Annotated in this window: 27 protein-coding genes; 10 read left to right on the forward strand and 17 right to left on the reverse strand. The window is 57.0% G+C overall.

From position 1 onward, the window contains the following. Positions 1-62: 62 nt before the first annotated feature. Entirely contained in the window at positions 63-1,451 is a 1,389-nt protein-coding gene (gene rimO / locus AC2FIO_RS05255) for a 30S ribosomal protein S12 methylthiotransferase RimO (protein ID WP_496696113.1), read from the forward strand. 114 nt (positions 1,452-1,565) lie between these two features. Next, positions 1,566-1,913 carry a hypothetical protein gene (locus AC2FIO_RS05260; protein ID WP_496696114.1) on the forward strand — a complete coding sequence of 116 codons (348 nt, stop codon included), beginning with the start codon at positions 1,566-1,568 and terminating at the stop codon, positions 1,911-1,913. A 148-nt stretch (positions 1,914-2,061) separates the two neighbouring features. Here the strand turns inward: AC2FIO_RS05260 and AC2FIO_RS05265 are convergent, their stop codons facing one another. Continuing rightward, positions 2,062-2,250, reverse strand: coding sequence for a hypothetical protein (locus tag AC2FIO_RS05265; protein ID WP_058275732.1), 189 nt, complete (start codon positions 2,248-2,250; stop codon positions 2,062-2,064). A 215-nt stretch (positions 2,251-2,465) separates the two neighbouring features. Between AC2FIO_RS05265 and AC2FIO_RS05270 the strand changes: the two genes are divergently transcribed. After that, a complete protein-coding gene (locus tag AC2FIO_RS05270) occupies positions 2,466-2,708 on the forward strand; it encodes a CDGSH iron-sulfur domain-containing protein (RefSeq protein ID WP_058275570.1) in 243 nt (80 codons plus the stop codon). Here the strand turns inward: AC2FIO_RS05270 and AC2FIO_RS05275 are convergent, their stop codons facing one another. The 4 genes from AC2FIO_RS05275 to AC2FIO_RS05290 all read right to left on the reverse strand — a co-directional run bounded on the left by AC2FIO_RS05275 (position 2,709) and on the right by AC2FIO_RS05290 (position 4,452). After that, positions 2,709-2,969, reverse strand: a complete 261-nt coding sequence (locus tag AC2FIO_RS05275) for a DUF6455 family protein (protein WP_496696115.1) — start codon at positions 2,967-2,969, stop codon at positions 2,709-2,711. 66 nt (positions 2,970-3,035) lie between these two features. Then, positions 3,036-3,311 (reverse strand): DUF6455 family protein, encoded by a 276-nt coding sequence (locus tag AC2FIO_RS05280; RefSeq protein WP_496696116.1) that lies wholly within the window; start codon positions 3,309-3,311, stop codon positions 3,036-3,038. A gap of 68 nt (positions 3,312-3,379) precedes the next feature. Beyond that, the gene (locus AC2FIO_RS05285; RefSeq protein WP_496696117.1) at positions 3,380-3,748 is read right to left on the reverse strand and encodes a YigZ family protein; all 369 of its coding nucleotides are present in this window, start codon (positions 3,746-3,748) and stop codon (positions 3,380-3,382) included. After that, positions 3,745-4,452 carry a M48 family metallopeptidase gene (locus tag AC2FIO_RS05290; RefSeq protein ID WP_496696118.1) on the reverse strand — a complete coding sequence of 236 codons (708 nt, stop codon included), beginning with the start codon at positions 4,450-4,452 and terminating at the stop codon, positions 3,745-3,747. The genes AC2FIO_RS05285 and AC2FIO_RS05290 overlap by 4 nt, the downstream gene beginning before the upstream one ends. 122 nt (positions 4,453-4,574) lie before the next feature. On the opposite strand from AC2FIO_RS05290, the gene AC2FIO_RS05295 reads away from it, so the two are divergent. Then, positions 4,575-4,823: a DUF8831 family protein gene (locus tag AC2FIO_RS05295; RefSeq protein WP_058275565.1), complete on the forward strand. Its 249-nt coding sequence runs from the start codon at positions 4,575-4,577 to the stop codon at positions 4,821-4,823. On the opposite strand, the gene AC2FIO_RS05300 is transcribed toward AC2FIO_RS05295, so the two are convergent. Continuing rightward, positions 4,811-5,086: a DUF167 domain-containing protein gene (locus tag AC2FIO_RS05300; RefSeq protein WP_496696119.1), complete on the reverse strand. Its 276-nt coding sequence runs from the start codon at positions 5,084-5,086 to the stop codon at positions 4,811-4,813. The genes AC2FIO_RS05295 and AC2FIO_RS05300 overlap by 13 nt on opposite strands. A gap of 138 nt (positions 5,087-5,224) precedes the next feature. On the opposite strand from AC2FIO_RS05300, the gene AC2FIO_RS05305 reads away from it, so the two are divergent. Beyond that, a complete protein-coding gene (locus AC2FIO_RS05305) occupies positions 5,225-5,803 on the forward strand; it encodes a nitroreductase family protein (RefSeq protein WP_496696120.1) in 579 nt (192 codons plus the stop codon). After that, positions 5,800-6,498, forward strand: coding sequence for an EI24 domain-containing protein (locus tag AC2FIO_RS05310; protein WP_282119006.1), 699 nt, complete (start codon positions 5,800-5,802; stop codon positions 6,496-6,498). The genes AC2FIO_RS05305 and AC2FIO_RS05310 overlap by 4 nt, the downstream gene beginning before the upstream one ends. A 3-nt stretch (positions 6,499-6,501) precedes the next feature. Here AC2FIO_RS05310 and AC2FIO_RS05315 read toward each other — a convergent pair whose 3' ends face one another. Then, positions 6,502-6,777 carry a DUF1467 family protein gene (locus AC2FIO_RS05315; RefSeq protein WP_058275562.1) on the reverse strand — a complete coding sequence of 92 codons (276 nt, stop codon included), beginning with the start codon at positions 6,775-6,777 and terminating at the stop codon, positions 6,502-6,504. 21 nt (positions 6,778-6,798) lie between these two features. Beyond that, entirely contained in the window at positions 6,799-7,203 is a 405-nt protein-coding gene (mce, locus tag AC2FIO_RS05320) for a methylmalonyl-CoA epimerase (RefSeq protein ID WP_109313240.1), read from the reverse strand. A 134-nt stretch (positions 7,204-7,337) separates the two neighbouring features. On the opposite strand from mce, the gene AC2FIO_RS05325 reads away from it, so the two are divergent. Further along, entirely contained in the window at positions 7,338-8,054 is a 717-nt protein-coding gene (locus AC2FIO_RS05325) for a response regulator (RefSeq protein ID WP_108859308.1), read from the forward strand. Between the two features lie 247 nt (positions 8,055-8,301). Here the strand turns inward: AC2FIO_RS05325 and aspS are convergent, their stop codons facing one another. The 4 genes from aspS to AC2FIO_RS05345 form a co-directional block, all read right to left on the reverse strand. Next, positions 8,302-10,077, reverse strand: coding sequence for an aspartate--tRNA ligase (gene aspS / locus AC2FIO_RS05330; protein ID WP_496696122.1), 1,776 nt, complete (start codon positions 10,075-10,077; stop codon positions 8,302-8,304). A gap of 78 nt (positions 10,078-10,155) precedes the next feature. Continuing rightward, entirely contained in the window at positions 10,156-10,827 is a 672-nt protein-coding gene (locus tag AC2FIO_RS05335) for a CPBP family intramembrane glutamic endopeptidase (RefSeq protein WP_496696125.1), read from the reverse strand. Beyond that, positions 10,824-11,471 carry an aminotransferase class IV family protein gene (locus AC2FIO_RS05340; RefSeq protein WP_496696127.1) on the reverse strand — a complete coding sequence of 216 codons (648 nt, stop codon included), beginning with the start codon at positions 11,469-11,471 and terminating at the stop codon, positions 10,824-10,826. The genes AC2FIO_RS05335 and AC2FIO_RS05340 overlap by 4 nt, the downstream gene beginning before the upstream one ends. After that, positions 11,426-12,553 (reverse strand): aminodeoxychorismate synthase component I, encoded by a 1,128-nt coding sequence (locus AC2FIO_RS05345; protein WP_496696517.1) that lies wholly within the window; start codon positions 12,551-12,553, stop codon positions 11,426-11,428. The genes AC2FIO_RS05340 and AC2FIO_RS05345 overlap by 46 nt, the downstream gene beginning before the upstream one ends. A gap of 176 nt (positions 12,554-12,729) precedes the next feature. Between AC2FIO_RS05345 and carB the strand changes: the two genes are divergently transcribed. Further along, positions 12,730-16,074, forward strand: a complete 3,345-nt coding sequence (carB, locus tag AC2FIO_RS05350; RefSeq protein ID WP_496696129.1) for a carbamoyl-phosphate synthase large subunit — start codon at positions 12,730-12,732, stop codon at positions 16,072-16,074. Between the two features lie 693 nt (positions 16,075-16,767). Then, positions 16,768-17,949 carry a hypothetical protein gene (locus AC2FIO_RS05355; protein WP_496696130.1) on the forward strand — a complete coding sequence of 394 codons (1,182 nt, stop codon included), beginning with the start codon at positions 16,768-16,770 and terminating at the stop codon, positions 17,947-17,949. Positions 17,950-17,980: 31 nt separating this feature from the next. Here the strand turns inward: AC2FIO_RS05355 and AC2FIO_RS05360 are convergent, their stop codons facing one another. The 3 genes from AC2FIO_RS05360 to AC2FIO_RS05370 are packed head-to-tail and all read right to left on the reverse strand — an operon-like array spanning position 17,981 to position 22,541. After that, the gene (locus tag AC2FIO_RS05360) at positions 17,981-21,028 is read right to left on the reverse strand and encodes an efflux RND transporter permease subunit (RefSeq protein ID WP_496696133.1); all 3,048 of its coding nucleotides are present in this window, start codon (positions 21,026-21,028) and stop codon (positions 17,981-17,983) included. 11 nt (positions 21,029-21,039) lie between these two features. Then, positions 21,040-22,077, reverse strand: coding sequence for an efflux RND transporter periplasmic adaptor subunit (locus tag AC2FIO_RS05365; RefSeq protein ID WP_058275551.1), 1,038 nt, complete (start codon positions 22,075-22,077; stop codon positions 21,040-21,042). Then, positions 22,074-22,541: a MarR family winged helix-turn-helix transcriptional regulator gene (locus tag AC2FIO_RS05370; protein WP_496696135.1), complete on the reverse strand. Its 468-nt coding sequence runs from the start codon at positions 22,539-22,541 to the stop codon at positions 22,074-22,076. Before AC2FIO_RS05370 ends, AC2FIO_RS05365 begins: the two co-directional genes overlap by 4 nt. 168 nt (positions 22,542-22,709) lie before the next feature. Between AC2FIO_RS05370 and AC2FIO_RS05375 the strand changes: the two genes are divergently transcribed. Beyond that, positions 22,710-23,834 carry a beta-ketoacyl-ACP synthase III gene (locus AC2FIO_RS05375; protein WP_496696137.1) on the forward strand — a complete coding sequence of 375 codons (1,125 nt, stop codon included), beginning with the start codon at positions 22,710-22,712 and terminating at the stop codon, positions 23,832-23,834. Between the two features lie 108 nt (positions 23,835-23,942). Here the strand turns inward: AC2FIO_RS05375 and AC2FIO_RS05380 are convergent, their stop codons facing one another. Beyond that, positions 23,943-24,536 (reverse strand): HAD-IA family hydrolase, encoded by a 594-nt coding sequence (locus tag AC2FIO_RS05380; protein ID WP_496696139.1) that lies wholly within the window; start codon positions 24,534-24,536, stop codon positions 23,943-23,945. A gap of 181 nt (positions 24,537-24,717) precedes the next feature. Next, positions 24,718-25,179, reverse strand: a complete 462-nt coding sequence (locus AC2FIO_RS05385; RefSeq protein WP_058275729.1) for a hypothetical protein — start codon at positions 25,177-25,179, stop codon at positions 24,718-24,720. Positions 25,180-25,324 lie beyond the last annotated feature (145 nt).

Below are 25,324 nucleotides of genomic sequence, written 5' to 3' on the forward strand. Positions count from 1 at the left end.
AAGATCATCCAAAGCCTGCGCTGCATTTGCAAGGGGAAGCGTTCCCCACTATATGCCGCGCAATGACAACAAACCCGCCAAACCTCCGCCCCGACCTGGCGCCTGCCGCCCGGATGCCCGAGACGCCACGTTCGAACCAGCCGACCATCGGTATGGTCTCTTTGGGCTGCCCCAAGGCCCTGGTCGATAGTGAGCGCATTCTGACGCGCCTGCGTGCCGAAGGATACGGCATCTCGCCCGACTATTCAGGCGCGGATGCCGTGATCGTGAATACCTGCGGGTTTCTCGACAGTGCCAAGGCCGAGTCGCTGGACGCTATTGGTGAGGCATTGGTGGAGAATGGCAAAGTCATCGTTACCGGCTGTCTGGGTGCGGAACCGGATTACATCCGCGAACATCACCCACGCATCATGGCTGTTACCGGCCCGCACCAATACGAGCAGGTGCTGGATGCGGTGCACGCGGCCGTGCCGCCTGATCCTGACCCGTTTGTGGACCTGCTGCCCGTCGCAAGTGTGCAACTGACACCACGCCATTACAGCTATCTCAAGATTTCCGAGGGCTGTAACCACAAATGCAAGTTCTGCATCATCCCCGACATGCGTGGGAAACTCGCCAGCCGTCCGGCACATGCTGTACTGCGCGAAGCCGAAAAACTGGTCGACAACGGCGTGCGTGAATTGCTGGTGATCTCGCAGGATACATCTGCCTATGGGTTGGATCGGAAATACGACGTGAACCCGTGGAAGGATCGCGAGGTGCGCAGCCACATCACCGATCTGGCGCGTGAGCTGGGGCAGTTGGATGCCTGGGTTCGGCTCCACTATGTCTACCCCTACCCGCATGTTCGCGAGTTGATCCCCCTGATGGCCGACGCCGGATGCAACATCCTGCCCTATCTGGATATTCCGTTCCAGCATGCCCATCCGGACGTTCTGAAGCGCATGGCGCGCCCGGCGGCGGCGGCCAAAACTTTGGACGAGATCGCCGCATGGCGCGCAACCTGCCCGGACATCACGCTGCGGTCGACCTTTATCGTCGGTTATCCGGGCGAGACCGAGGCCGAGTTCCAGACCCTTCTGGATTGGATGGACGAGGCGCAACTGGATCGTGTTGGCTGTTTTCAATACGAAAACGTCGATGGCGCGCGATCAAACGACCTCCCGGATCACGTACCAGCCGAGGTCAAGCAAGAGCGCTGGGACCGTTTCATGGAAAAAGCTCAGGCCATCTCCGAGGCTAAGCTGGCCGCCAAGGTTGGCCAGACCATCGACGTGATCGTGGACGAGATTGATGACGAAGCCGCCACGTGCCGGACCAAGGCAGACGCGCCCGAGATCGACGGGAATCTGTTCATCGATGAGGGTTTTGATGACCTGAAGCCTGGTGACATCGTGTCGGTCGAGATCGATGAGGCCGGCGAATACGATTTATGGGGCACACGCACCTAAGCCTAATGTGCCGTTCACCCTCGATAGGCAGAGCGTGATTTAAGTTTATTGGCTTGAGACGGGATTTTCCCGGACCATGAATGAAAACCTCAACTCGCTAGAAGGAGGGTTTTCATGGCGTACCTTCGTGCAATCTCTTTCAATTGCATGGCCGCGATACTTGCGTCCCAACTTTTTGCCATCCCGGCGACCGCAGGCAGCATCACCGTTGGAACGAGCGGCCAAGTTGTTGTTGGGTCAAAATCGCAGAATACTCATAACCGCAATAATATCCGCATTCACCGGCACTATTACTCTCCGAAAGTCTACACACCCAAAGTCTACCACCCAAAACCGGTTCCTAAGAACGCGCCCTACGTTCAGCAAAAGCTAAAAAAGAAATCCTATCGCTACCTTTATGCGCCACGGTACGGGTCAAAGCGTCAACACTATCACCGCAAGTCATTTGGACACGGATATTGACGACTGGTGAGGCGATGATTGCCCATTTTCGGTGCATTCAGATCCGAGCCCGCGTCGGCATGAAGCGGACATAAAAAAAACCGCCCAACAAGGGCGGTCGGCTGTGTTGAGTAAGCGGGCGGCCCAACCAAGACCGCCCGCGGAATTCTTATTGTGCGACCGGGTTACAGATGGTCTGTCCCGCTTCGGTCGTGGCCAGCTCGGTTCCAGCCGGGCAGCTCGGTGTGCCGAACTTGTCGTATTCAGGCGTGATGTAAACCGGCGTCGGCTCTTCCTGCTGCGAGCATGCAGCTAGAACCAGGGCAATTGCGCTAACGGCAGCAAATTTAAGTTTCATGTCCGTCATTCCTCTAAAAATTTTCTCATATTGCCCTTTTTTCTGGGGCCAGTCTCAAAATACGACCTCGTTGATATTATTGCAACAAAATCAATCACAGTTTTGTGAGAGCGGCAAAACCATGCTGCTTGTATAAAGAAACATAAGCGCTCTACACGCCCCGCACGAAGGCCCTATAGTTGTTTCACGACATTAGCCAAAAGCGGAGCAGCCACATGTCAGATCAGCCGAAACCTGCCCAAAAAGCCCCCTACCCGGTCGAAGTGACCGAAGGGAAAACCTATTTCTGGTGTGCCTGTGGCAAGTCAGAGCGCCAGCCCTTCTGCGATGGTTCACACAAGGGAACCCAGTTTGAACCGGTGAAGTTTACTGCCGAGACCAGCAAGAAGGTGTTCTTTTGCGGGTGCAAACAAACGGCCAATCCGCCGCTGTGCGACGGTTCGCATTCCAAGCTCTGACTAAGTCTTCAAAGCGTTCAGCGTTTCCGCATTCACGCAGAATTCAGGGGCCGAATCGGCTTTGACCTGTTGTTTCGACAGCCACAATTCGCATTGGTCGCTGCACCCAGAGGCACGACAGCGCGTCACGATCTCCGCATAACCATTGGTGGTCAACCGCCCCTCGGCCATCGCTTCGGTCAACGAAACATCCATACATCTGGCCACCGACCGGGTTAGCCAAAAGTGTTTCTCCACGTCGCCCAGATTGTCTCGGGTCATTGGCAGATCTGCCTTTTGTTTGCACAAAGCGCCATCAAACGCGGCGATGGCGGGGCATGATTATTCCTAGCCGTCGAGTTTGCTTTCCGACAGCGAAGTGAGGCGGTCAAACAGGGACGTGTTCCTGCAATATTCCGGGGTTTTCTGGTCTTGGGCAGATTGTGCCAGAAATTGCGCACAATGATCTGGGTTCGAACAATCACTGCAACGCAGGACCGCATCAGAGATCTGGTCAATCGAGACATCACCACCTATGGCCGCATCTTCCAGATCGACCCCGACGTGGGTTGCCATCTGGTCGACCAGTTCCGCATGTCGTTTCAGAGTATTTTTGCCAAGCATTGCGCTGTCTCCCTGTCGCAGAGTTCTGACAGGATAGCGCAGCGGCCCGAACAGGCATTTGACTCAGGTCAAGACCCGGCGCCGATATGGTCCAGATAGGCGCGGGTGGCATCCTGCACCCTGCGAAAGCGGTCACCGCCCAGTTTTTTGCCCCCGTACCAGCGGGTGACAATGATGACGTGGCCCTCCAGTCCAGCCCTTTCGAGCATGCGCAGGATGACCATTCCGGCACCGCTTTCTCCGTCGTCGGCCTTGAGAGCCCCTGTCGGCAAGATCGTCGCCCAGGTATTGTGCGTCGCCTTGGCATAGGCTTTGTCGGACTTGAGGTCTTGCAGAACGGCATCCACGTCCTCGCGCGTTTGCACAGCAGCCCCCGACACCGCGTATTTCGATCCACGATCCGTCAGGATTACGCCCAGCCTTGTTATTTGGGTCATTGCGTCAGCCCAAGTTTTCGGGCCGTGTTCTGAACCATCTGCACACGCTGCGCATTCGGCGGATGTGACGCCAGAAAACTGTCCTCCGGGTCCGGGATGCGGTCAAAGTACTTTGCACCGATCAACGGGTTATATCCGGCATTGTGGGTAATGATTGTGCCCAACTGGTCAGCCTCAAGCTCGAAGGCCTTAACATTCAATTGCACACCCACTTCCGCCCCAATTTTCTGTGTACGCTCCAGGTCTTCTCCCTCTTCTCCAAAGAGTTCGCCCAGATTGTTGAATATGACTGCGCTTTCCTGCGCGTTTTCGGCCTGGCGCGGAATGTGACGCAGCAGATGATGAGCAGTCTCGTGCCCGAGTACAAATGCCAGCTCATCTGGATTTTGCGCCGACTGAATCATGGATCGGGTCATTATGATCACCGGCTGGCCCCTGTCATCCAAGGTCTGAAACGCATTCGCTTCCGCTTGTGGATTGAGATCAACAAGAACCGTGAAATCACAATTTTTGACTTTGGCCCGCTTCAGACACTCTGCCCGGGCTTCCTTGCCGATGGAGCGGCTGACATCCCGAACCGCAGCCGCCTCTACCTGATACTCACCCAAGGTCCCCGACCATTGGGTCGCGGGCTGCAATCGCATCTCGCCAGCACTACAGGCCGCCAGAAAAAGAGGAAGAAACAAACAGATCAGACGATACATTCATAATCCTTTGAAACGGTCGGCCCGTTTTCACGACCATAGCGCGGAGCCGCGCCAATCACCACAGCCCGATTGGTAAGCTACGGGTTGCATTGCATTCGGCTGACCTGCACTCTGCTTTCATGTTTTCGATTGAGCATGAATTCGACTCGACAGTCATTACTCTGGTGGACGAAGGCCCAAAGCCTTTGCAAGAGGATGTCGTCATCAACAGCTTCGCCGAATGTGTGACGCTTGAACAATTGGACCCGCGCACGGATCAGATTCAGAGGATCACGTTATCCCCTGAACAGGTGCGCGATCTGGCGGCGGCTTTAGATCTGCCGGAAGGCGTGTACCAAATCCGGGAAACACCGGATCAGGGTAAATAGACAAATACCTTGTCGCGCGACGCCTGCCCCCGCCTGAGAATCAGAGTAGACGGTGCCACCCCCATGGCCACGGCCAATATGTTACGCGCCGCCTCGTTTGCCTTGCCGTTTTCGGGCGGCGCGGTGACGAAGATGCGAATGTTTCCCTGATCGGTCAAAATCCCATCCTTCGCAGCTTTCGGCGTGACCCGGACCTCGATCCCTTCATCGGGTACGGCGCGCGCACTCAGATCCGGTACATTTCGCAGCTTTGGTTTGGCCATCTTCCCTTTCTTCTTCTTGAACACCCTTGCACGAACGCTCAGGGAGTGAAATTGATCTCCTGCATCCAGCCACTTGCCCTTGAAACCCGCCAGATGTTCAACCACATACACAACCGCCTATGTAAAGGAAGTTAACATATGTCCTTGAAGAATCCGGCCGCTCTGGAGTTTCTGCAATCGCGCCGGTCGCGCCCTGCAAAAACGCTGATTGAACCCGCCCCCACGCGGGACCAGCTGTTGCCCCTGCTGACCGCCGCTGCACGCAGCCCGGATCATGGCAAGCTGGAACCCTGGCGTTTTATCGTGCTTGAGAATAGTGCCATGCCGCGCCTTGCGCAATTGACCGAAGAATGTGGCTCGGCGCTGGGTAAATCCGCTGAGGACATAGCCAAGGCCCGCAACCAGTTCGACATGGGCCATCTGGCGGTCGCCGTGATCGAGGTTCAAAAACCCTCCGCGAAAATCCCTGCAATCGAACAGACCTATTCCGCTGGCGCAGTGTGCCTGGCTTTGCTGAACGCGGCACTTGCTGCGGGTTGGGGCGCAAACTGGCTGTCCGGTTGGCAGACCCACGACCGCGACTTTTGCCAAAAAGCGTTCGGGCTGCAAGAAAACGAACGCGTCGCGGGTCTGGTCCATATCGCGACCGAGGGCAAAGCACCGCCCGAAAGACCCCGCCCTGACGTGGATGGGTTGACGCAGTGGGTTTCGGAATGACCATTCTCAACGCCTTTTTTGCAGCGCTGGGACAGATCGGCGACCCAAAGTTCCGGGCTGTCCTGTTGCGCGGCGTTGGTCTGACGATCGTTTTGCTGATCGCCGCCTGTGCTTTGGCAATCTGGCTGATCAACCGGCTGTCGGGGAACGAGATCTCTCTGCCCTTTATTGGTGCCGTGCCGTGGCTGAACGACGTGCTGAACTATTCCGGCATCTTTGTGGTCCTGATCCTGCCCGTATTTCTGATGGTCCCGGTGGCCTCGGCGATTACGTCGATGTTTCTGGAAGACGTTGCGCAAGCGGTCGAAGACAAGCATTACCCATCTTTGCCAACTGTTCCCGGCATTCCGTTCAGCGAAAGCCTGCGCGACGGGCTGAGCTTCATGGGGGTTTTGGTCGTTGCCAATCTGCTGGCCCTGATCCTCTATGCGATCTTTACTCCGCTCGCCCCCTTCATCTTCTGGGGCATGAACGGTTTCTTGTTGGGACGAGAATACTTTACGTTGGCTGCCATGCGCAGGTTGGGTCGGGAAGGTGCACGTAAGCTGCGCGCCAAACACGCAACGACCATCTGGATGGCAGGCATTTTGATGGCGATCCCGCTATCCGTGCCCCTGGTGAACCTTGTGATCCCAATCCTTGGCGTCGCAACGTTCACCCATATCTACCACAAGCTATCAGGGCCTATGGCTTAAAGATCAACCGCGCGGCTCCAGCTGGTTCAGCCAGTCGAAATCACGCACAGAAATCACGCCGGACAGGATGATGCCTGCTATAATGGCCCAGAGCACCACCGTGATACCGGTGGTGATCCACATCTTTTTCTTCAGGTGATGCTCTTCCGGTGCGCCCGCGTGGGTGCCCGGAACGATATCACCCAGATCGCCCTGCGTCTTGATGCGGATTGGCAGCACCACCAGCAAGGTCATGAACCAGATCACGGCGAACAGAACGGCCGCACCAGTAATCGACATCTCATCCCCTCCGGGGTTAGGTTACACCTGTTCCAGCTCGACCAGGCAGCCGTTAAAATCTTTAGGGTGCAGGAACAGCACCGGTTTACCATGCGCACCGATCTTGGGCTCACCCGAACCCAGCACGCGTGCGCCGGTTTCCTTCAGGTGATCGCGGGCAGCGATGATATCCTCGACCTCATAGCAGACATGGTGGATGCCGCCAGCGGGGTTCTTTTCCAGAAACCCGTTGATCGGGCTGTCATCGCCCAACGGATAGAGCAGTTCGATCTTGGTATTGGGCAGTTCGATGAACACAACTGTGACGCCGTGATCCGGCTCATCCTGTGGCGCGCCGACTTTCGCGCCCAGCGCGTTGCGGTACTGCTCAGAGGCGGCCTCAAGATCGGGTACGGCAATGGCTACGTGGTTCAGTCGACCAATCATGGAACTCTCCTCTATTCTGCATTGCAGCGGTTATGGGGGCAGATTGAACAAAGAACAAGTGCGCCAAATTGCCGTTAACGCCCTGTTAGCCAGAAGTTCCTAGCGTGAGGTATCTGCTGATTAGGAGTTCCGCCATGGACGATTCGAGCCCCTTCGCCTCTCCCGCGCAGCCGACGGCCACGCGGCCCCTGCTGGGACAAACTATTCTGGTTGTGGAAGACAGCCGCTATGCCTGCGACGCCATCCGCTTGATGTGCCTGCACAGCGGCGCGCGCATCAGGCGGGCGGATTGCCTGCAATCGGCACGGCGTCACCTGCAGATCTACCGCCCCTCTGTCATCATTGTGGACATGGGGCTGCCGGACGGGTCCGGCGCGGATCTGATCGCCGATCTGTCTGAGGCTGCGCCCCGTATTGGGGCCATTCTTGGCATGTCCGGGGATGACCACATGAAACGCACCGCAATGCGGGCCGGTGCCGACGGTTTTCTGGAAAAACCCCTCAAATCGCTGGCCTATTTCCAGACATCCGTTCTGGAACGTTTGCCCGAAGATCGCCGCCCCAGCAGCCTGCATGCCGTCCGGGATGAAATCATTAACGCCGATCCGTTGGCCTATCAGGATGACATGGCCCATATCGCCGACATTCTGGCTGGTCCGAATGATCAGCGCACGCTGGATTACGCGGCACAGTTTCTGCGCGGGGTCGCCCGCGATGCCGACGATACAGTTCTGGCAGAAGCGGCGCAGCGGCTGGCCGAGTCCCGGGCAGACGGGACCCCAGTAACGGCCGTCGCCGCTCAGGTCGCCGGGATTGTGCAGACCCGTTTGGAACAACGTGAGGCGATTTGAGATGATGACCGCTTACTTCATAACCGCAACGATCCTGTGCCTTTGGGTCTACTGGCAAACCCGCGCTACCGCCCGTGATATTCGCTCCAGCCGGAAGTCATTTAAGGACCCATGGGAATAGGTCGCCAACAAACGGGCTATGCAGACCTGTGACCAAGCTATGAATACCGGTCCATAGCCATGACCTTTGTACAAGCGCAAACCATGAGAAAACCCGCTGCAGGGTAAGCAGCGGGTTTTGTCATTCTCAGTCTTGAGGGATGATCCGCAGGCCCAGCTCCATCATCTGATCCGAAGTCGGATCGGATGGTGCGTCCATCATCAGGTCCTCGGCACGCTGGTTCATGGGGAACATCATGACCTCGCGGATGTTGGCTTCATCGGCCAGCAGCATCACGATACGGTCGATACCAGCGGCGCAGCCACCGTGCGGCGGGGCACCAAAATGGAAGGCGTTGAACAACGCACCAAAGCGGCTTTTGACTTCATCCTCGCCATAGCCTGCCAGCTCAAAGGCCTTCAGCATGATCTCGGGCTTGTGGTTTCGGATCGCACCCGACACCAGCTCATATCCATTACAGGCGAGGTCGTACTGATAGCCGCGCACGTCCAGAGGATTGCCTTCCAGAGCCTCCATTCCGCCCTGCGGCATCGAGAACGGGTTGTGTTCAAAGTCGATGGCACCGGATTCTTCGTCCTGCTCGTAGATCGGAAAATCCACGATCCAGGCAAAGGCGAAGCGGTCTTTCTCGGTCAGGTTCAGTTCCTCACCGATCACATCACGCGCTTTACCAGCGACCTTTTCAAAGGCTTTGGGCTTGCCACCCAGGAAGAATGCCGCATCTCCGACACCCAGACCCAGTTGCTGACGGATGGCCTCGGTGCGTTCGGGGCCGATGTTTTTAGCCAGCGGACCTGCGGCCTCCATCCCTTCGCCCTGATCGCGCCAGAAGATGTAGCCCATGCCGGGCAGACCCTCTTTCTGAGCAAAGGCGTTCATGCGGTCGCAGAACTTACGGCTACCACCGGTCGGCGCGGGGATGGCGCGGATTTCGGTGCCTTCCTGCTCCAGCAGCTTCGCGAAAATCGCGAAGCCAGACCCGCGGAAGTGGTCAGAGACCACTTGCATTTTAATAGGGTTGCGCAGGTCCGGCTTGTCGGAACCGTACCACAATGCAGCATCCTTGTAGGAAATCTGCGGCCATTCCTGATCGACCTTACGCCCTCCGCCGAACTCTTCGAACACACCGGTCAGAACCGGCTGGATCGTGTCGAACACGTCCTGCTGTTCGACAAACGACATCTCAAGGTCAAGCTGGTAGAAATCAGTGGGCGAGCGGTCGGCACGTGGGTCTTCGTCACGGAAGCAGGGCGCGATCTGAAAATACTTGTCGAAGCCCGACACCATGATCAGCTGTTTGAACTGCTGTGGGGCCTGTGGCAGCGCGTAGAACTTGCCCGGGTGCAAACGCGACGGCACAAGGAAGTCACGCGCGCCTTCAGGCGACGATGCGGTGATAATCGGCGTCTGATATTCGCGGAAGCCCTGATCCCACATGCGCTTGCGCATCGAGGCGACAACGTCCGAACGCAGGGTCATGTTCTGCTGCATCGCCTCGCGGCGCAGGTCCAGGTAACGGTAGCGCAGACGCGTTTCTTCGGGGTATTCTTGATCTCCGAACACCATCAGCGGCAGTTCGTCAGCCGCGCCCAGAACCTCAAGCTCTCGCACGTAAACTTCAATCTCACCGGTCGGCAGTTTCGAGTTCACCAGCTCCGGGTCACGTGCTTTGACGGTGCCGTCGATGCGGATACACCATTCCGAACGTACTTTCTCAAGCTCGGCAAAAGCTGCACTGTCGCCATCACACAGAACCTGTGTCACACCGAAATGATCGCGCAGATCGATGAACAGCACGCCGCCGTGATCTCGTACCCGATGCACCCAACCGGACAGGCGGACGGTTTCACCGACATTGGCGGCGGTCAGTGCGGCGCAGGTGTGGCTGCGGTAGGCGTGCATGGATTTATCCCTTCGGGCGTAGAATTCGTCGCGCCGGTACACCCTGTCAGGCTTGGAAAGTCAAGGCAGGTCGCGCCGTCAAAACGGCCTTTGCACATTGCCGGAATAGAAATAGATGCCCAGACCCGCCGCAAAGATAACATTCCCCGCAATAGCGTGCAGCAGGACCGCGTAGAAAAACGACCCGCGTTGGCGGTAGGCCCAAGTGAACAACAGTCCTCCGCCAAAGGTCATGATGGCGACAATCCAGCTCCAGTACATCAGGTGGGCCAGCGAAAACAGGGACGCGTTCAGTAGGTAAGCCGCCTTCCCGTTTGGAAGGATCGCCTGGTAGCGGCGGAAAAACAGTGATCGGAACAGAAGCTCTTGCGGCAGAGCCGAAGCGATCGGGTACGCCAGCCAGATCACTGCCAGGAATTCGGGCCGGTAGAGAAGCATGCGAAATGCAACGTCCGGTCGCATCGCCATAACGACCGCCGAGCAAAACGCCGTCATGGCAACAGCAAAAAGAGCGATTTCGCGCCACGTCCAATTGCGCCAGTTGTACCGAAGTTCGGACCAGGTAAAACCAGGCGTGTAATGGAGCAGGATGATACCGATGGCCGTGAAGGTGAACAGCGACGGAAACATCCAATTCGGAGGGAAAAAGACCGCGATCAGAACTGGCACAGCGACAAAGAATAGGCCGAACTCCAGCCGTAGCCGCAGGTGATGCGTTCCGTCGCGCGCCCAATCGCTCTGTTTGCTCACAATACCGCCAATTCCGACCGGATCAGGCCACGTAAGGAATTCCCTACGAAAACTTTTTCCGCGTTTTGCAGATCGGTCAAGGACAAGACGCTTTCGGCAACCTGTTTATTATCAAGTAGTTCTTCTCGCAGAATTCCCGGAAGCAATCCGCAGGTCAGCTTTGGCGTCAGACGTCGGCCGTCCGGCATGTGCAGGAACAGGTTGGTGATGGTCCCTTCGCACAGCTCGTCACGCTCGTTCAGGAACAGAAATTCGTCTATTCCGTCCGGCAGCGATGCGCGAGCCGTGTCGTAAACAGAGCGTTGGGTCGTCTTGTGCTGCAACCAAACATCCGACGCGGAAAGCCGCATTTTGGTGACCGCGACCCGCCATAATGGTGGGTTACCGGCCAGTACTCCGGTTGTCACATCGTATGTTCCATCAACTGCCAGCGTAAGCCGGCAACGCTGAGGTGATTGCCCTACGACATTGTCCAGTGCCTGGATAGCGGCGCCCGCATCGAAAGGAATGCCCATGGCCACAGCTGACCGAGCCATACGGGCCAGATGCCGATCTCGGCGAACGAACCCTTGCCCGGGTCGAAAGGCCAGTGTTTCGATCAGGCGGAAGTCAGGGTCAGCTGGTGGGCAAAGCGAGCTTTCCATAGCGCTTCCTCATATTCCGATGGGGCCGTGCTGTCCCAGATCACTCCACCGCCGACGTTGAGGGTGGCCGAGCCATCCTCGACCATCAGCGTCCGGATCGCCACGTTGAATTCTGAACGCCCGTCCGGCGCGGCCCAGCCGATCGCACCGCAATAAACATCGCGAGGCCAGGGTTCGAGATTGGACAAAATCTCCATGGCTCGAATTTTGGGAGCACCGGTGATGGAACCGCAGGGAAACAGAGCCGTCAGGATATCGGACAGCTCGGCGCCCATGTGCAGCTGCGCCTGCACCAGCGAGATCATCTGATGCACAGTCGCATAGGTTTCGACCTTGAACAGCTCGGGCACCTTGACGGATCCGGGCATCGCGACGCGGCTGATATCGTTGCGCAACAGATCCACGATCATCAGGTTTTCAGCCCGGTTCTTTTCGTCGACCGCCAGGAACGCCCGACGCCGGGCGTCTTCAGCCATATCCTCGCTGCGGGGTTGGGTCCCCTTCATCGGGCGGGTTTCGATCCCGCGGTCCGCGTTCGTGCGAAAGAACAGCTCGGGAGACCGGCTGAGTAGATCGGGCAACCCATCCTGCTGGATCAGCGCGCCATGACCTACGGGCTGTCCGGCCGTGAGCGCGGCATAAAGCGCGGCGCTGTCGCCCTCTACAGTCATATCAATCGGGAATGTCAGGTTGGCCTGATAGATATCCCCTGCCCCAATGGCGTCATGCACGTGTTGAAACGCCTGCGTGTACCGCGCCTCGTCCCAGCGCGGTTCAAATTGGGTCACCCCGCCGGATGCAACCGGCAATTCCCGCTGAATGGGGCGGTCATAAACGCCGAAGCATAGTAAAGGCAGCCGGCGGCCATCTGGCATGCGGTCAGACAGGCGCGGTTCCAGCACGTACCCCAGCTCATAGCTGGCATAGCCAGCTAACCAAGCCCCTTGCGCGCGCGCCTCGTCCAGCGCCTCCAACGCTTGGGGCACGTCCTCCGCATTGTCCGCGCGGATCATCTCGGCTGGCCGGTCAAAACTGGTTCCTGACCCGGCTGGCCCCTGATCAAAACGAATACGCAATTGCATCCTCATTTGCCGTGCTGCGCGGTATAGAGAATACGCCGCCAAGGGAAAGGGGGGAAAGCGGCAATTTCGCCCCTGTTTCCGATCCCCCTTGCGCCTTTTCGCGCGGTCCCTATAACGCAGGACAATTTGGGCGCTTGGGGGTGCCCTGAATCGCGGACAATCGAAGGAACGTGGCCATGCCGAGAAGAACCGACATTCAGTCGATCATGATCATCGGGGCGGGCCCCATTGTTATTGGTCAGGCTTGCGAGTTCGACTATTCCGGCGCTCAGGCCTGCAAGGCACTACGGGAAGAAGGATACCGGGTCATTCTGGTGAACTCAAACCCCGCCACGATCATGACCGACCCCGGGCTGGCCGACGCGACATATATCGAACCGATCACGCCAGAAGTTGTCGCCAAGATCATTGAAAAAGAACGCCCCGACGCGCTGCTGCCCACCATGGGCGGGCAGACCGGCCTGAACACCTCGCTCGCGCTGGAAGAGATGGGCGTGCTGGACAAGTTTGGCGTCGAGATGATCGGTGCCAAGCGCGACGCCATTGAAATGGCCGAAGACCGCGCCTTGTTCCGCGAGGCGATGGACCGGCTGGGCATCGAAAATCCCAAGGCCGAGATCGTGACTGCCCCCAAGAACGTAAGCGGCAAGAAAGACCTGGACGCCGGTGTGGCGCTGGCCCTCGAAACCCTTGAAAATGTGGGCTTACCCGCCATCATCCGCCCCGCCTTTACGCTGGGCGGCACAGGCGGCGGCGTGGCGTATAACCGCGAAGACTATATCCATATTTGTCGGACCGGCATGGATGCCTCGCCAGTGGGCCAGATCCTGATCGATGAAAGCCTTTTGGGCTGGAAAGAATATGAGATGGAGGTGGTGCGCGACACCGCCGACAATGCCATCATCGTCTGTTCCATCGAAAACATCGACCCAATGGGCGTGCACACGGGTGACTCGATCACCGTTGCCCCGGCCCTGACGCTGACCGACAAAGAATACCAGGTCATGCGCAATCACTCGATTGCCGTACTACGCGAGATCGGCGTCGAGACCGGTGGTTCGAACGTGCAATGGGCGATCAACCCGGTCGACGGTCGTATGGTCGTGATCGAGATGAACCCGCGCGTATCGCGGTCTTCGGCGCTGGCGTCAAAGGCAACCGGATTCCCGATTGCCAAGATCGCCGCCAAGCTGGCTGTGGGCTACACGCTGGACGAACTGGACAACGATATCACCAAGGTCACGCCTGCCTCGTTCGAGCCGACCATCGACTATGTCGTCACCAAGATCCCGAAATTCGCCTTCGAGAAATTCCCTGGGTCTGAACCTTATCTGACCACCGCCATGAAATCGGTGGGTGAGGCCATGTCTATCGGCCGTACCATCCACGAATCGATGCAAAAGGCGCTGGCTTCGATGGAATCGGGTCTGACCGGGTTTGATGAGGTGGAAATCCCCGGCCTGAATGTCGGTGTCTGGGACGAAGCCGACGACAAGGCCGCCGTCATCAAGGCAATCAGCCAGCAGACACCTGACCGTCTGCGCACCATCGCGCAAGCAATGCGCCACGGGCTGACCGACGATGAGATCTTTGGCGTCACCAAGTTCGACCCTTGGTTCCTTGCCCGTATCCGCGAGATAATCGAAGCCGAACGCCAGGTGCGCAAAGACGGCCTGCCCGTGACCGAGGAAGGCATCCGTAAGCTCAAGATGCTGGGCTTTACTGACGCGCGTTTGGGAAATCTGACTGGTCGTAACGAAGACAACGTCCGCCGGGCGCGCCGCAATCTGGGCGTTACAGCCGTGTTCAAACGCATCGACACCTGCGCCGCCGAGTTCGAGGCGCAGACGCCCTATATGTACTCGACCTACGAAGCCCCCATGATGGGTGACGTAGAATGCGAGGCGCGTCCGTCTGACCGCAAGAAAGTCGTCATCCTTGGCGGTGGCCCGAACCGGATTGGTCAAGGCATCGAGTTCGACTATTGCTGCTGCCACGCCTGTTTCGCGCTGACCGACGCTGGTTATGAAACCATCATGATTAACTGCAACCCCGAGACCGTGTCGACCGACTACGACACCTCGGATCGTCTGTATTTTGAACCTCTGACTTTCGAACACGTCATGGAAATCCTGACGAAGGAACAGGAAAACGGCACCCTGCACGGCGTGATTGTTCAGTACGGCGGTCAGACCCCCCTGAAACTGGCCAACGCGCTGGAAGCCGAAGGCATTCCGATCCTGGGCACTACTCCGGATGCCATCGATCTGGCCGAGGATCGTGAACGCTTCCAGGCGCTGGTCAATGATCTGGGCCTGAAACAGCCCAGAAACGGCATCGCATCAACCGACGCGCAGGCGCTGGATATTGCTGAAGAGATCGGTTTCCCGCTGGTGATCCGCCCCTCTTACGTTCTGGGTGGTCGCGCGATGGAAATCGTGCGCGATATGGATCAACTGAGGCGCTACATCAACGAGGCCGTGGTCGTCTCGGGCGACAGCCCAGTACTGCTGGACAGCTACTTGGCTGGTGCAGTTGAGCTGGACGTGGACGCGCTGTGCGACGGCACTGACGTGCATGTGGCTGGCATCATGCAGCATATCGAAGAGGCGGGCGTCCATTCCGGCGACTCGGCCTGTTCGCTGCCGCCCTACTCGCTATCGGCAGAGATTATCGATCAGATCAAGGGCCAGACGTTCAAGCTGGCCAAAGCGCTGAACGTTGTCGGCCTGATGAATGTGCAGTTCGCGATCAAAGACGATGAGATCTACCTGATCGAAGTGAACCCGCGCGCCTCGCGGACAGTACCGTTTGTGGCCAAGGCGACCGACAGCGCAATTGCTTCGATTGCAGCGCGCGTCATGGCCGGTGAGAAACTGTCGAACTTCCCCATGCGCCCAGCATATAAGGAAGGTCAGGACACCAAGATTGCCGACCAGATGACGCTGGCCGATCCGGACATGCCGTGGTTCTCGGTGAAAGAGGCTGTTTTGCCTTTTGCCCGCTTCCCCGGCGTTGACACCATTCTGGGCCCGGAAATGCGTTCCACTGGCGAGGTCATGGGCTGGGACCGCGACTTCCCGCGTGCTTTCCTCAAGGCGCAGATGGGCGCAGGCATGGTTCTACCGTCCTCGGGTCGCGCATTTATCTCGATCAAGGACGCCGATAAAGGTGCCGCTATGCTTGAAGCCGCTCAAGTTCTGACGGAACAAGGCTTCTCGCTTGTCGCGACCCGCGGCACACAAAGCTGGCTGGCCGAGCAGGGCGTTGCCTGTGAGATCGTCAACAAGGTCTATGAGGGCCGCCCGGACGTGGTCGATATGTTGAAAGACGGCCAGGTTCAGCTGTTGATGAACACCACCGAAGGTGCTCAAGCGGTTGAGGACAGCAAAGCCATCCGATCCATCGCACTGTATGACAAGATCCCATACTACACGACAGCTGCCGCAAGCCACGCCGCCGCACTGGCGATCAAGGCCCAGACCGAGGGTGATGTCGAGGTTAGATCGCTGCAGGGCTGATCGGCCTTAACCTGCTTACACGACCGAACGTTTCGCGCGCCCGTTGACCTTATGTCGCCGGGCGCGCATCTTTTCTGTGATTGAGCAGAAGGAAAAAACAAATGCGCAGGTTTATGGTTTTCGCCGCAATGATGACGCTTGCAGCGTGTGATGTACCCTTGGTCCCGTTGATCTAGAAACAGCTTTCAATGCTGCATTTCTTTAACCCGTCGGTATGAGGGACGCGTGGCACTGACCGTAAAGTGGTGAAAGCGTGCGCCTTTATGCCACCTATGGGACCAATGACCTGCCGCAGGCTGTTCGGTTTTAGGACGCAGTCTTTACCGTTCTGGAACTGCCGCGCCTTTCGGGGTGGATAGAGGATCGTTCAGGCTGGGAAGCGAACCAGATGATGAGATCGTTTTTTAGATTTGCACGCCCTTGGATGTGAACCCTGCCAATGTGCGCAACGGCACGATGATCGCGTTTCCGGTGCAAAGCGCCCCCAAGGTCAGAGAGTTTTATACCGTGGGGCAGGAGCACGGTGGTGTGGATGCAGGCCCACCCTGCACACGGGACTGTTATGCGCCTGATTTATATGTCACCTATCTGTGCGACCCGGACGGGAATAAACTGTCCTGTTTTACTATCACTATGACCCGAAAATGGATTCGGGAGACTAGTTAAACTGCGCAATGCGAAGGCAATGTCGACGTGAAAACGCAAAAAGGTTTAGAGGCCACGACATTGACAAAGCCACGCCATCCAGTTCTTGCCGCCAGCAGCCTGACGGAACTCGGTCTGTGTCGCGAAATGAAACCGGGCCATACCGGCCCGGACTACACTGAACACCTGTATGACTTTGACACGTTCTGGTATGACGCCTTCTGGGCCAAAGGGCGCCTGACGGTGATCTGCCCCAAGTTGTTTGGTCTTTATCATGTCATCCAGGAAGGTCAGTTTTTCCTGGATGGAGAAAAGGCGGGAAAATTCCGCCTGAAACCCCATGAATTCTATGACGCCCTGATATTCCGGGCAACTGAACAGCCCAGTACGCTGGCATTTGACTGGAGTGGGTCACGTGTTGAATCTTCGGTGAATTCGGTCCGGCAAGACTCGGTCCCGTTTACTGGGAAAAACGTTGCCGTAACCCTGTCGCGTGACAACGACCTGACTTGGATCGAAGATTTTGCACGCTACCATTGTCAGGTGCATGGGCTGGAGCAGATGTTGTTCTTTGACAATGCTTCTTCCCGGTATGGTCTGGACGATATTCGTGATGCGCTAAAGAGGGGCGGGATCGCAGATCCTGTTGTGTTATCTGCCCCGTTTCGCTTCGGGTTAGCGACGCGCGACAAAAAGGGAAAGCTACGATACAATACCGAGTTTTTGCAGACCACCCTTTTGAATATCGCGCGAATTAGATTTCTTTCCGGTTCCCGCGCCGTATTGCAGTGCGACATTGACGAATTGGTATGGAGCAAGAAAGGCAGGATTTTCGACCTAACTCGGGAGCGGCCAACAGGTTTGATCCGTCTAGGCGTTGAATGGAGATACCCCATTTCTGGCCTCACCGAGGATTTCCGCCATTCAGACCACATACGCAAAACAACCGGCGACAAACTGTGTAGGGCCAAGTACTGTATCGTTCCTTCCGGTCCGCTATGGTTTTCTTCATGGCACATTCACACGATCGGCCTGTTAAGGTCGCGTGGAAGCTTGATCACCCCTAAAGAGCATGGCATTTGGCATTGCAAGGCGATCACGTCGAGCCCATGGCGAAGCTACGACCCAGGAGCCATGCCCAATCTCGTGAAAGCACCAAGCACCCAATCTGCGTTTGAAGCCGTCGACTGGGCAAATGACCCGGCCAGAGAAGACCCCGGCCAGGTTTGAATTTTGCTGACGCGCCTGCTGGCAATCTTTGTCAGACTTGCGCTGTCTTCATCTCACGCTTTTCGTCCCGCGCGAAGAAGATCATGTAGAAGACGGGCGCTGCGACCATCGTCAGGATTGTCGCGAAGGCCAGGCCGCCCATAATCGTTACCGCCATGGACTTGAAGAACGCATCCGTCAGCAATGGCGCCATGCCCAGAATAGTGGTGATCGCGGCCAACATCACAGGGCGCAGTCGTGAGACCGAGGCCTCGATGATCGACTCGCGCAGGCCTTTGCCGGTTTCGCGGACCAGATCGATTTCCTCGACCAGAACAATTCCGTTCTTGATCAGCATTCCCGACAGGCTGAGCAGACCCAGCAGCGCCGTGAATGTGAACGGCAGACCCGTGCCCAGCAGCCCAATGACTACGCCATTCACGGACATCGGCACCAGCAACCAGATGATAATCGGCTGACGGATGGCGTTAAAAATCAGCACCGAAATCAGCACCATGATCAGCAGGCTGACCGGCAACTGACGGCCCAGGCTTTCGTTGGCGTCACCGGCGTTTTCGAACTCGCCACCCCACTCCATGCGATACCCTGCGGGCAGTTCCATCTCTTCGATGGCAGCGCGCACTTCCGAGTGGACCTGAGCCGCCGTCAGACCCGCCGGAATTTCGGCGCCGACGGTAATGGTCAGCACCCGGTCACGACGATGAACCAGCGTGTTGAGCGATTTGTACTCGAACCCGTCGACCATCTGTTCGATTGGCACAAACTTTTCGGACTGATCCGAGTACACGACCTGATCGACGATCGAGTAATCTCCGTCCGCAGGCCGGCGGATAATGATCGGGATCAAACGGTCGCGTTCCCGGAATACACCCGCCCTGATGCCATCGGTCGAAAATTGCAGCGTTCCGGCGATGTCTTCACGGGTGACACCGGCAGTCTGCGCTCGTTCTGTCGCATAGATAGGCTGAACCGCCAGTTCTTTCTCACGCCAGTCCTGATAGACATGCAAAGCGTTCTCGGACGCACCGCGCATCCGCTGAATCGCCTCGTCCGCAAGCTTCCGCAGAACGGCCGGATCACTGCCCGAGAACCGGGCCTGGATCGGATCACCGCCGCCAGGGCCAAAGATCAGACGCTTGGTGCGGAACTCACCTTCGGGGAATTGAGCCGAGCCAAACGCCTCTAGATCAGCCTGCAATGCGGGAATGTCATCCAGAGTTTCGGTGCGGATTATCATGTGGCCATAGCTGGGGTTCGGTTTCTCTGCCGAGTAGGTCAGCAGAAACCGGGTTGCCCCCTGCCCAACAAATGTGGTGACGGCAACGACATCGTCGCGTTTGTCCAGCCATTCTTCGAATACGGCCATATCCTCGGCCGTTCGCGCGATGGGCGTACCTTGCGGCAGTTTGTAATGCACGAAGAATAGCGGCGTGTTCGAATCCGGGAAGAACTGCTGTTTGACCAGTCCAAACCCGGCGAAACAGGCAACAGTGACGCTAATCAAACCGGCAACAACCAGCCAGCGGAACCGGAGCGCCCAACGCAGGATGCTGCCGTAGACACGGAACATGATCCCGCCATAGGCATCCACAGCGCCTGCCTCACCCTGCTTGAAGAAATAGTGGCCCAGCATTGGTGTCACCGTCAGAGCCAGCACCCAGCTCAGCAGCAGTGAAATACCGATCACCGCAAACAGAGAGAACAGGAACTCGCCCGTCGCATCGGGGCTGAGACCGATCCCTGCAAAGGCCATGATCCCGATGACGGTCGCGCCCAACAACGGGATTTGCGTCTTGGAGGCAGCCTCATCCGCGGCATCGCGCGAGTTTTTTCCGCGCAGCATCGCAATCTGCATGCCCTCGGCAACAACGATCGCGTTATCCACCAGCATACCCATTGCGATGATCAGCGCACCCAGTGAAATCCGCTCCATCTCGATCGAGAACATCGACATGAACAGAAGCGTTCCCACCACGGTCAACAAAAGGGTCGAGCCGACAACAACCGCCGCGCGCCATCCCATAAACACCGCGAGTACGATAACCACAATGGTCACGGACATGGCCAGATTTACCAGAAAGTCATTCGAGGCCTGCTCGACCACCACGTGCTGTTGGTAGATCGGCAGGATTTCGACGCCAAACGGGATTTGCGAGTCCAGCTCGGCGAATTTTGCATCAGCGCGTTTGCCGACCTCGACAATGTTTTCGGTGGACAGACCCGCAATGCCCAATGTGAAAGCTTCGGTGCCGTTGAACCGGATCATCACCTCGGGGTCGGTCTGGCGACCACGATACACGTCGGACATATCAAACAGGTTGATCACCTGCCCTTGCGAGCCAACCGACAATCCCGCAATCGCTGAGACACTGTCCGACCCTTCGGCAGTCAGGATGGTCGTGCGGTCATTCTCTGAGCGGACCGAGCCCGAAGCGTTCACCGAATCCGCATTGGCAATGGCCTCGTTGAGGGACTGCAGTGGCACATTCTGGTTCACCGAGATGGCCAGATCGGGCTCCACAAAGATCGCCTCTTGCGGCAGGCCCATCACTTCTACGTCTGCGACGCCTTCGACGGTCAGCAATTCGCGCCGCAAGTAGGTCGACAGTTCGTGTTTTTCAGCGTCTGAAAACCCATCAGCCGTTACCGCATAGAACAGTCCGAACACATCGCCGAACCTGTCATTGACCAGCGGTGCCTGCACACCGGAGGGCAGACTGCGGGCCGTATCACGCACTTTGGCGCGCAGTTTGGTCCAGATTTCAGGTAATTCGGTTCCGTCATATGTTGATTGGATCTCAACCTCGATCAGCGAAAGACCGGGCTGGTTCACGGATGTGATCGTATCAACCTCACCCATTTGCTGGATGGCGGATTCTAGTGGCTCGGATACCTCCAGCGCCACCTGTTCAGCGGTTGCACCGGGATATTGGGTCACGATGACCGCGTTTTTGATGGTGAAGGCCGGATCTTCCAGACGTCCCAACGACAGGAAACCCCAGACGCCACCAAACAGGGCGATCAGGATTATCAGCCACGTATAGATCGGGCGATCAATGGATGCGCGCGCAATGTTCATCGACCCGCCCTTCAGTTCGCAAAGCCAGCAAAGCGGCGAACGGCTTGACCATCTGTCAAGGTGCTGCCACCCGCGACGACGATCTCATCGCCATCGTTCAACCCTGTCAGAACACGGACTTCGCCGGTCTGCGTGGGTTCGATGGTAACCGGCACAAGCTGGACGGCGCCTTCATCGGCCCCAACCGGTGAAAACACCATGACACCCAGACCGCCCTCTGCGTCCGAAATGATGGCCGTTGCAGGCACAACGATACCTGTCCGAGCGTCCTGGACCTTCACATTCACGGTCACTGACGAACCCGGCAAAATCTGCAATCCTTCAGGTGGCGTGAGGCCAAATTGGATGCGGAAAGTCTGACCCACGCTCGAGGTTTCGGCGTCAAATTCCCGGATCTGCAGAGGGAAGACCTCGTCGCTGGTTGGAAACTTCGCCGTAATCGCAATGTCATCTTCCTGACCCGATCGTTGGAACAGGATTTCCGGAACATCTACTTCAATCCGCAATTCGGACATATCGTGGATACGCACGATGGGCGCCCCTGCGTTTACAGTCGTAAAAGCCTCGACCGTTCGGCGTGAGACCAGCGCGTCAAACGGAGCGGTGAGTGTTGCATGTTCCAGATCGTATTCTGCATCGCGGACGGCGATATCCGCCAGTTGCGCTTCGGTTTCCGCGTCATCCACTGCCACCTGACTGGCTGTAGTTCCGCGCAGACGGGAAAGGCGGGCGACGGTACGATCTGCCTGATCCTTTTGCAGGACAGCGCGGTCATAGCGGCGCTGGAATGGTTCCTGATCCAATTGTGCGATCAGCTCGCCCTTGGGTATCACGAACCCCTCGGTCACCGGCATTTCGACGATTTGCCCGGAAACCTGAAAGGCCAGGTCGACCGTCTGTCGCGCAGCGACGCGTCCAAAAAACTGGCGCGAAAAACCGGGCGATGTCTCTTGGACCATCATGAGTTTTACGGGTTTGGCGCTATCCTGCGCCAAAACAGAGGTGGCAAACACGGTCAGAGCGACGCTCAGTACAGTGAAGAGTTTCATTTCTTCAATCCCTCAGGAATTCCTGTTTTCATTATATTTTCCCGGATTTTCCGGGCCAGTCGTGCAAATTCGGCAGTTTCGTCAGCATCCAGCCCAGCGGCTCGGCGGAATAGGTCCCCCGCCTCGGACATCAGAACCTGTCGCATCTCAAGTCCCTTGTCGGTCAGAACCAACAACCACGCCCGACGGTCTTCCGGATCGCGCTGTCGGGTCAGGTATCCTGCCTCTTCTAGCGCGTCAGCGGTTGACGTGATGGTGGACGGCACCGTCAGCATGTCTGCAGCCAAAACGCCCATGCGTTTGGGTCGCTCAAGCTTGACCATCATATGGCATTCCTGATGGCTCAGCCCGACCTCTAGTGCGTCCAGGCTTTCTTCCAGTTTCCAGTACAGCGCATAGACCCCCATCATCGCCTGCACTTCGGGGCTGAGGCAGCGGATCAGCGCACTGTCGTCATGGGTCATCGGTGAATCCGTTTGTAACTTTGGCCCCGCATATACTTCGAAATATGAACTATTCAAGATGTGAAGTGGGTTACAGCGCAAACTTTGACATTCCCTTGGGTCAACGTCTCTTGATCTAACCCATATATGACTGCATTTTGGGCGAATCCGAAACATTCAGGTCTTATCATGTACACGCCCGCGATCACTGGCTCAGGTGTTTTCACCCCCGAAAACGTCATCACCAACGCCGAGCTTGTCACGGCTTTCAATAAGTATGCCGACAAGATGAACGCCCAAAACGCAGACGCAATCGCGGCAGGTGAGATTGAGCCGATGCAGCATTCGTCGGAAGAGTTCATCTTCAAGGCCTCGGGTATCGAGAAACGCTACGTGATGGACAAGGACGGTGTTCTGGACCCTGACGTGATGCATCCCTTGTTGCGTCAACGTAGCGATGACGAACCGGGCATCATGACCGAGATGGCCGTGGATGCGTGTAAAAAGGCGCTGGAACAGGCCGGGCGCAGCGCCGAGGACGTTGATCTGGTGATCTGTGCCGCGTCTAACCACGAACGCGCCTATCCCGCCGTCGCGATCGAAATCCAGCAAGCGCTTGGGATCAACGGGTTCGGGTTTGATATGAATGTCGCCTGTTCTTCGGCCACTTTCGGGATTCAGGCCGCCGCAGACATGATCCGCTCCGGCTCGGTCCGCGCCGCATTGGTGGTAAACCCCGAGATTTGTTCAGGCCATCTGGAATGGCGCGACCGCGATTGCCATTTCATCTTTGGCGACGTGGCCACCGCCACTTTGATCGAGCGGGTCGAAGACGCGAAGGGTCCGCACTTCGAAATTTTGTCGACACGCTGCGCGACCGAATTCTCGAACAATATCCGCAACAACAACGGCTTCCTACGCCGTTCACGCCCTGACGGGGTGGTCGACCGCCGTGACATGCAGTTCATGCAGAACGGACGCAAAGTCTTCAAAGAAGTGCTGCCAATGGTCAGCAAGCACATCTCGGATCACATGGAGTCTGAGGGTGTGGAGAATACAGACCTCAAACGTCTGTGGCTGCATCAGGCCAACAAGACCATGAATGACTTCATCGGCAAGAAGGTTCTGGGACGCGAACCCGAAGCAAGCGAACAGCCCAACATCCTGCAGGATTATGCCAACACCTCCTCGGCCGGGTCCATCATCGCGTTTTCCAAGTATTCGGATGACCTGTCAGACGGAGATGTCGGTCTGATCTGTTCCTTCGGCGCGGGCTATTCGGTGGGATCGGTGATTGTAAAGCGGCACGGGTGACGTCTTGGCGTCGCGACACACCGATCACAACCCAGGATACGCCGTACCACAGCGCGCAAGACGACATCAGGAACGCTTGACTGCGACGCAAATAGGTATAATTCCCGCTCAATTTACACTGCGGTTTAGAATCGTGGAAAGGCGTTCGGTTCCATCCCAATGAACAGCCTTCCATCCTGCGGATCGGGCTGCCTCAATATTCGGCAGGGTATCATCGACCAGCAAAAGTTCACACGGTTGACGCCCGACCTCCTGCGCTGCGAAAGCGAAGAACTCAGGCTTTGGCTTTCTGAACCCGGCTTTTGCTGAGTACACGATGCCGTCAACTTCGTCGCCGAGCGCCATTGTCTGCATGAGATAGATTGCTCTCATGTGATCTTGGTTGGTTGCAAGATAAACAGGTACGCCTTTGCGTTTCGCCTCGCGCACATCCGCAACAGTGGTTTCGACTATGCCGGAATCCCCTCGAAACCAATAGTCTATCAAATCAGGTGCTTTGATGGTCGGCGCAACGCGCTTCAGAACAGCCTCTAGAATGGGCAGGAGTTCAGCCCGTCCCTCGACAATAGCAGTCCATTCAGTTTTGAAAAACTCTTCCGCAAGCAGATTAGGATCAAGTCCCAGATCCTTCGATAAATCAGTGTCCCATCGCAGACCATCGCCGGGACGACCGTCGACGAGGACACCATCAACATCAAGCATCAGGCATTTTGCCATTACCGAACCATATGGTGACGCAACTGGAATGGTGCACTAGTCGCTAGCAGAACAAATGAAACGAAACACACCTGTTCAAATCCAATTCAACCTAAAGACTGCTGAAAAGGTTGCGGGGTGTTCACAGGAACATCGTCCTGATCCCTGGGCGGTGCACACCGAAACCTCAGCTCACGCTTTCCTCTTCCAGATGCAGCTTCATGTCCAAAAGGACCTGTTGCAGTTGGCTCGTCTCCCTTAACAAGCGCTTGGCTTCGTTCACCGTGATGATGCCATCCTCGATCGCCGATTGATATTCGGTCATCAGCATCGCAAACCGCTGGCTCAGCGCGATGACGTCGGAATTCACTCCGCCAGTGCGGGGGCTGTCGTCATTGCGCCCGTCATAGGACAGGGTGATATTTTTCAGATCGGCAAGCGCCGAGGTGACGTGGGGGAAGTTTGCCACTGCCTCAAGCCGCGCCACCGCATCGACCGGCATGAACCGATCAGTATGTTCGACATTGTCAGAATAATAACGGCCCAACGTGGCTTTGGATTTGCCTGTAATCTCGCACGCGGATTCGATTCCCACGTCTTTAACCAGCGCTTCTGTGTGTTTTTTCAGGTAGGCCCCGATATCTGCCATGTTTTTACCTTTACTGCCTGCACGCCCCACTAAATCTGCCATTGCGGGGGAAAGGGAAAAGAAAATTCCCATACTCGATTCATAATTGAAATGTCATATGTTGGCTATCCCTCAGATATGCGGGGGTTTTGTGAGTGAGTGGCGG

This window comes from Ruegeria sp. CDSB086 (assembly GCF_059611065.1).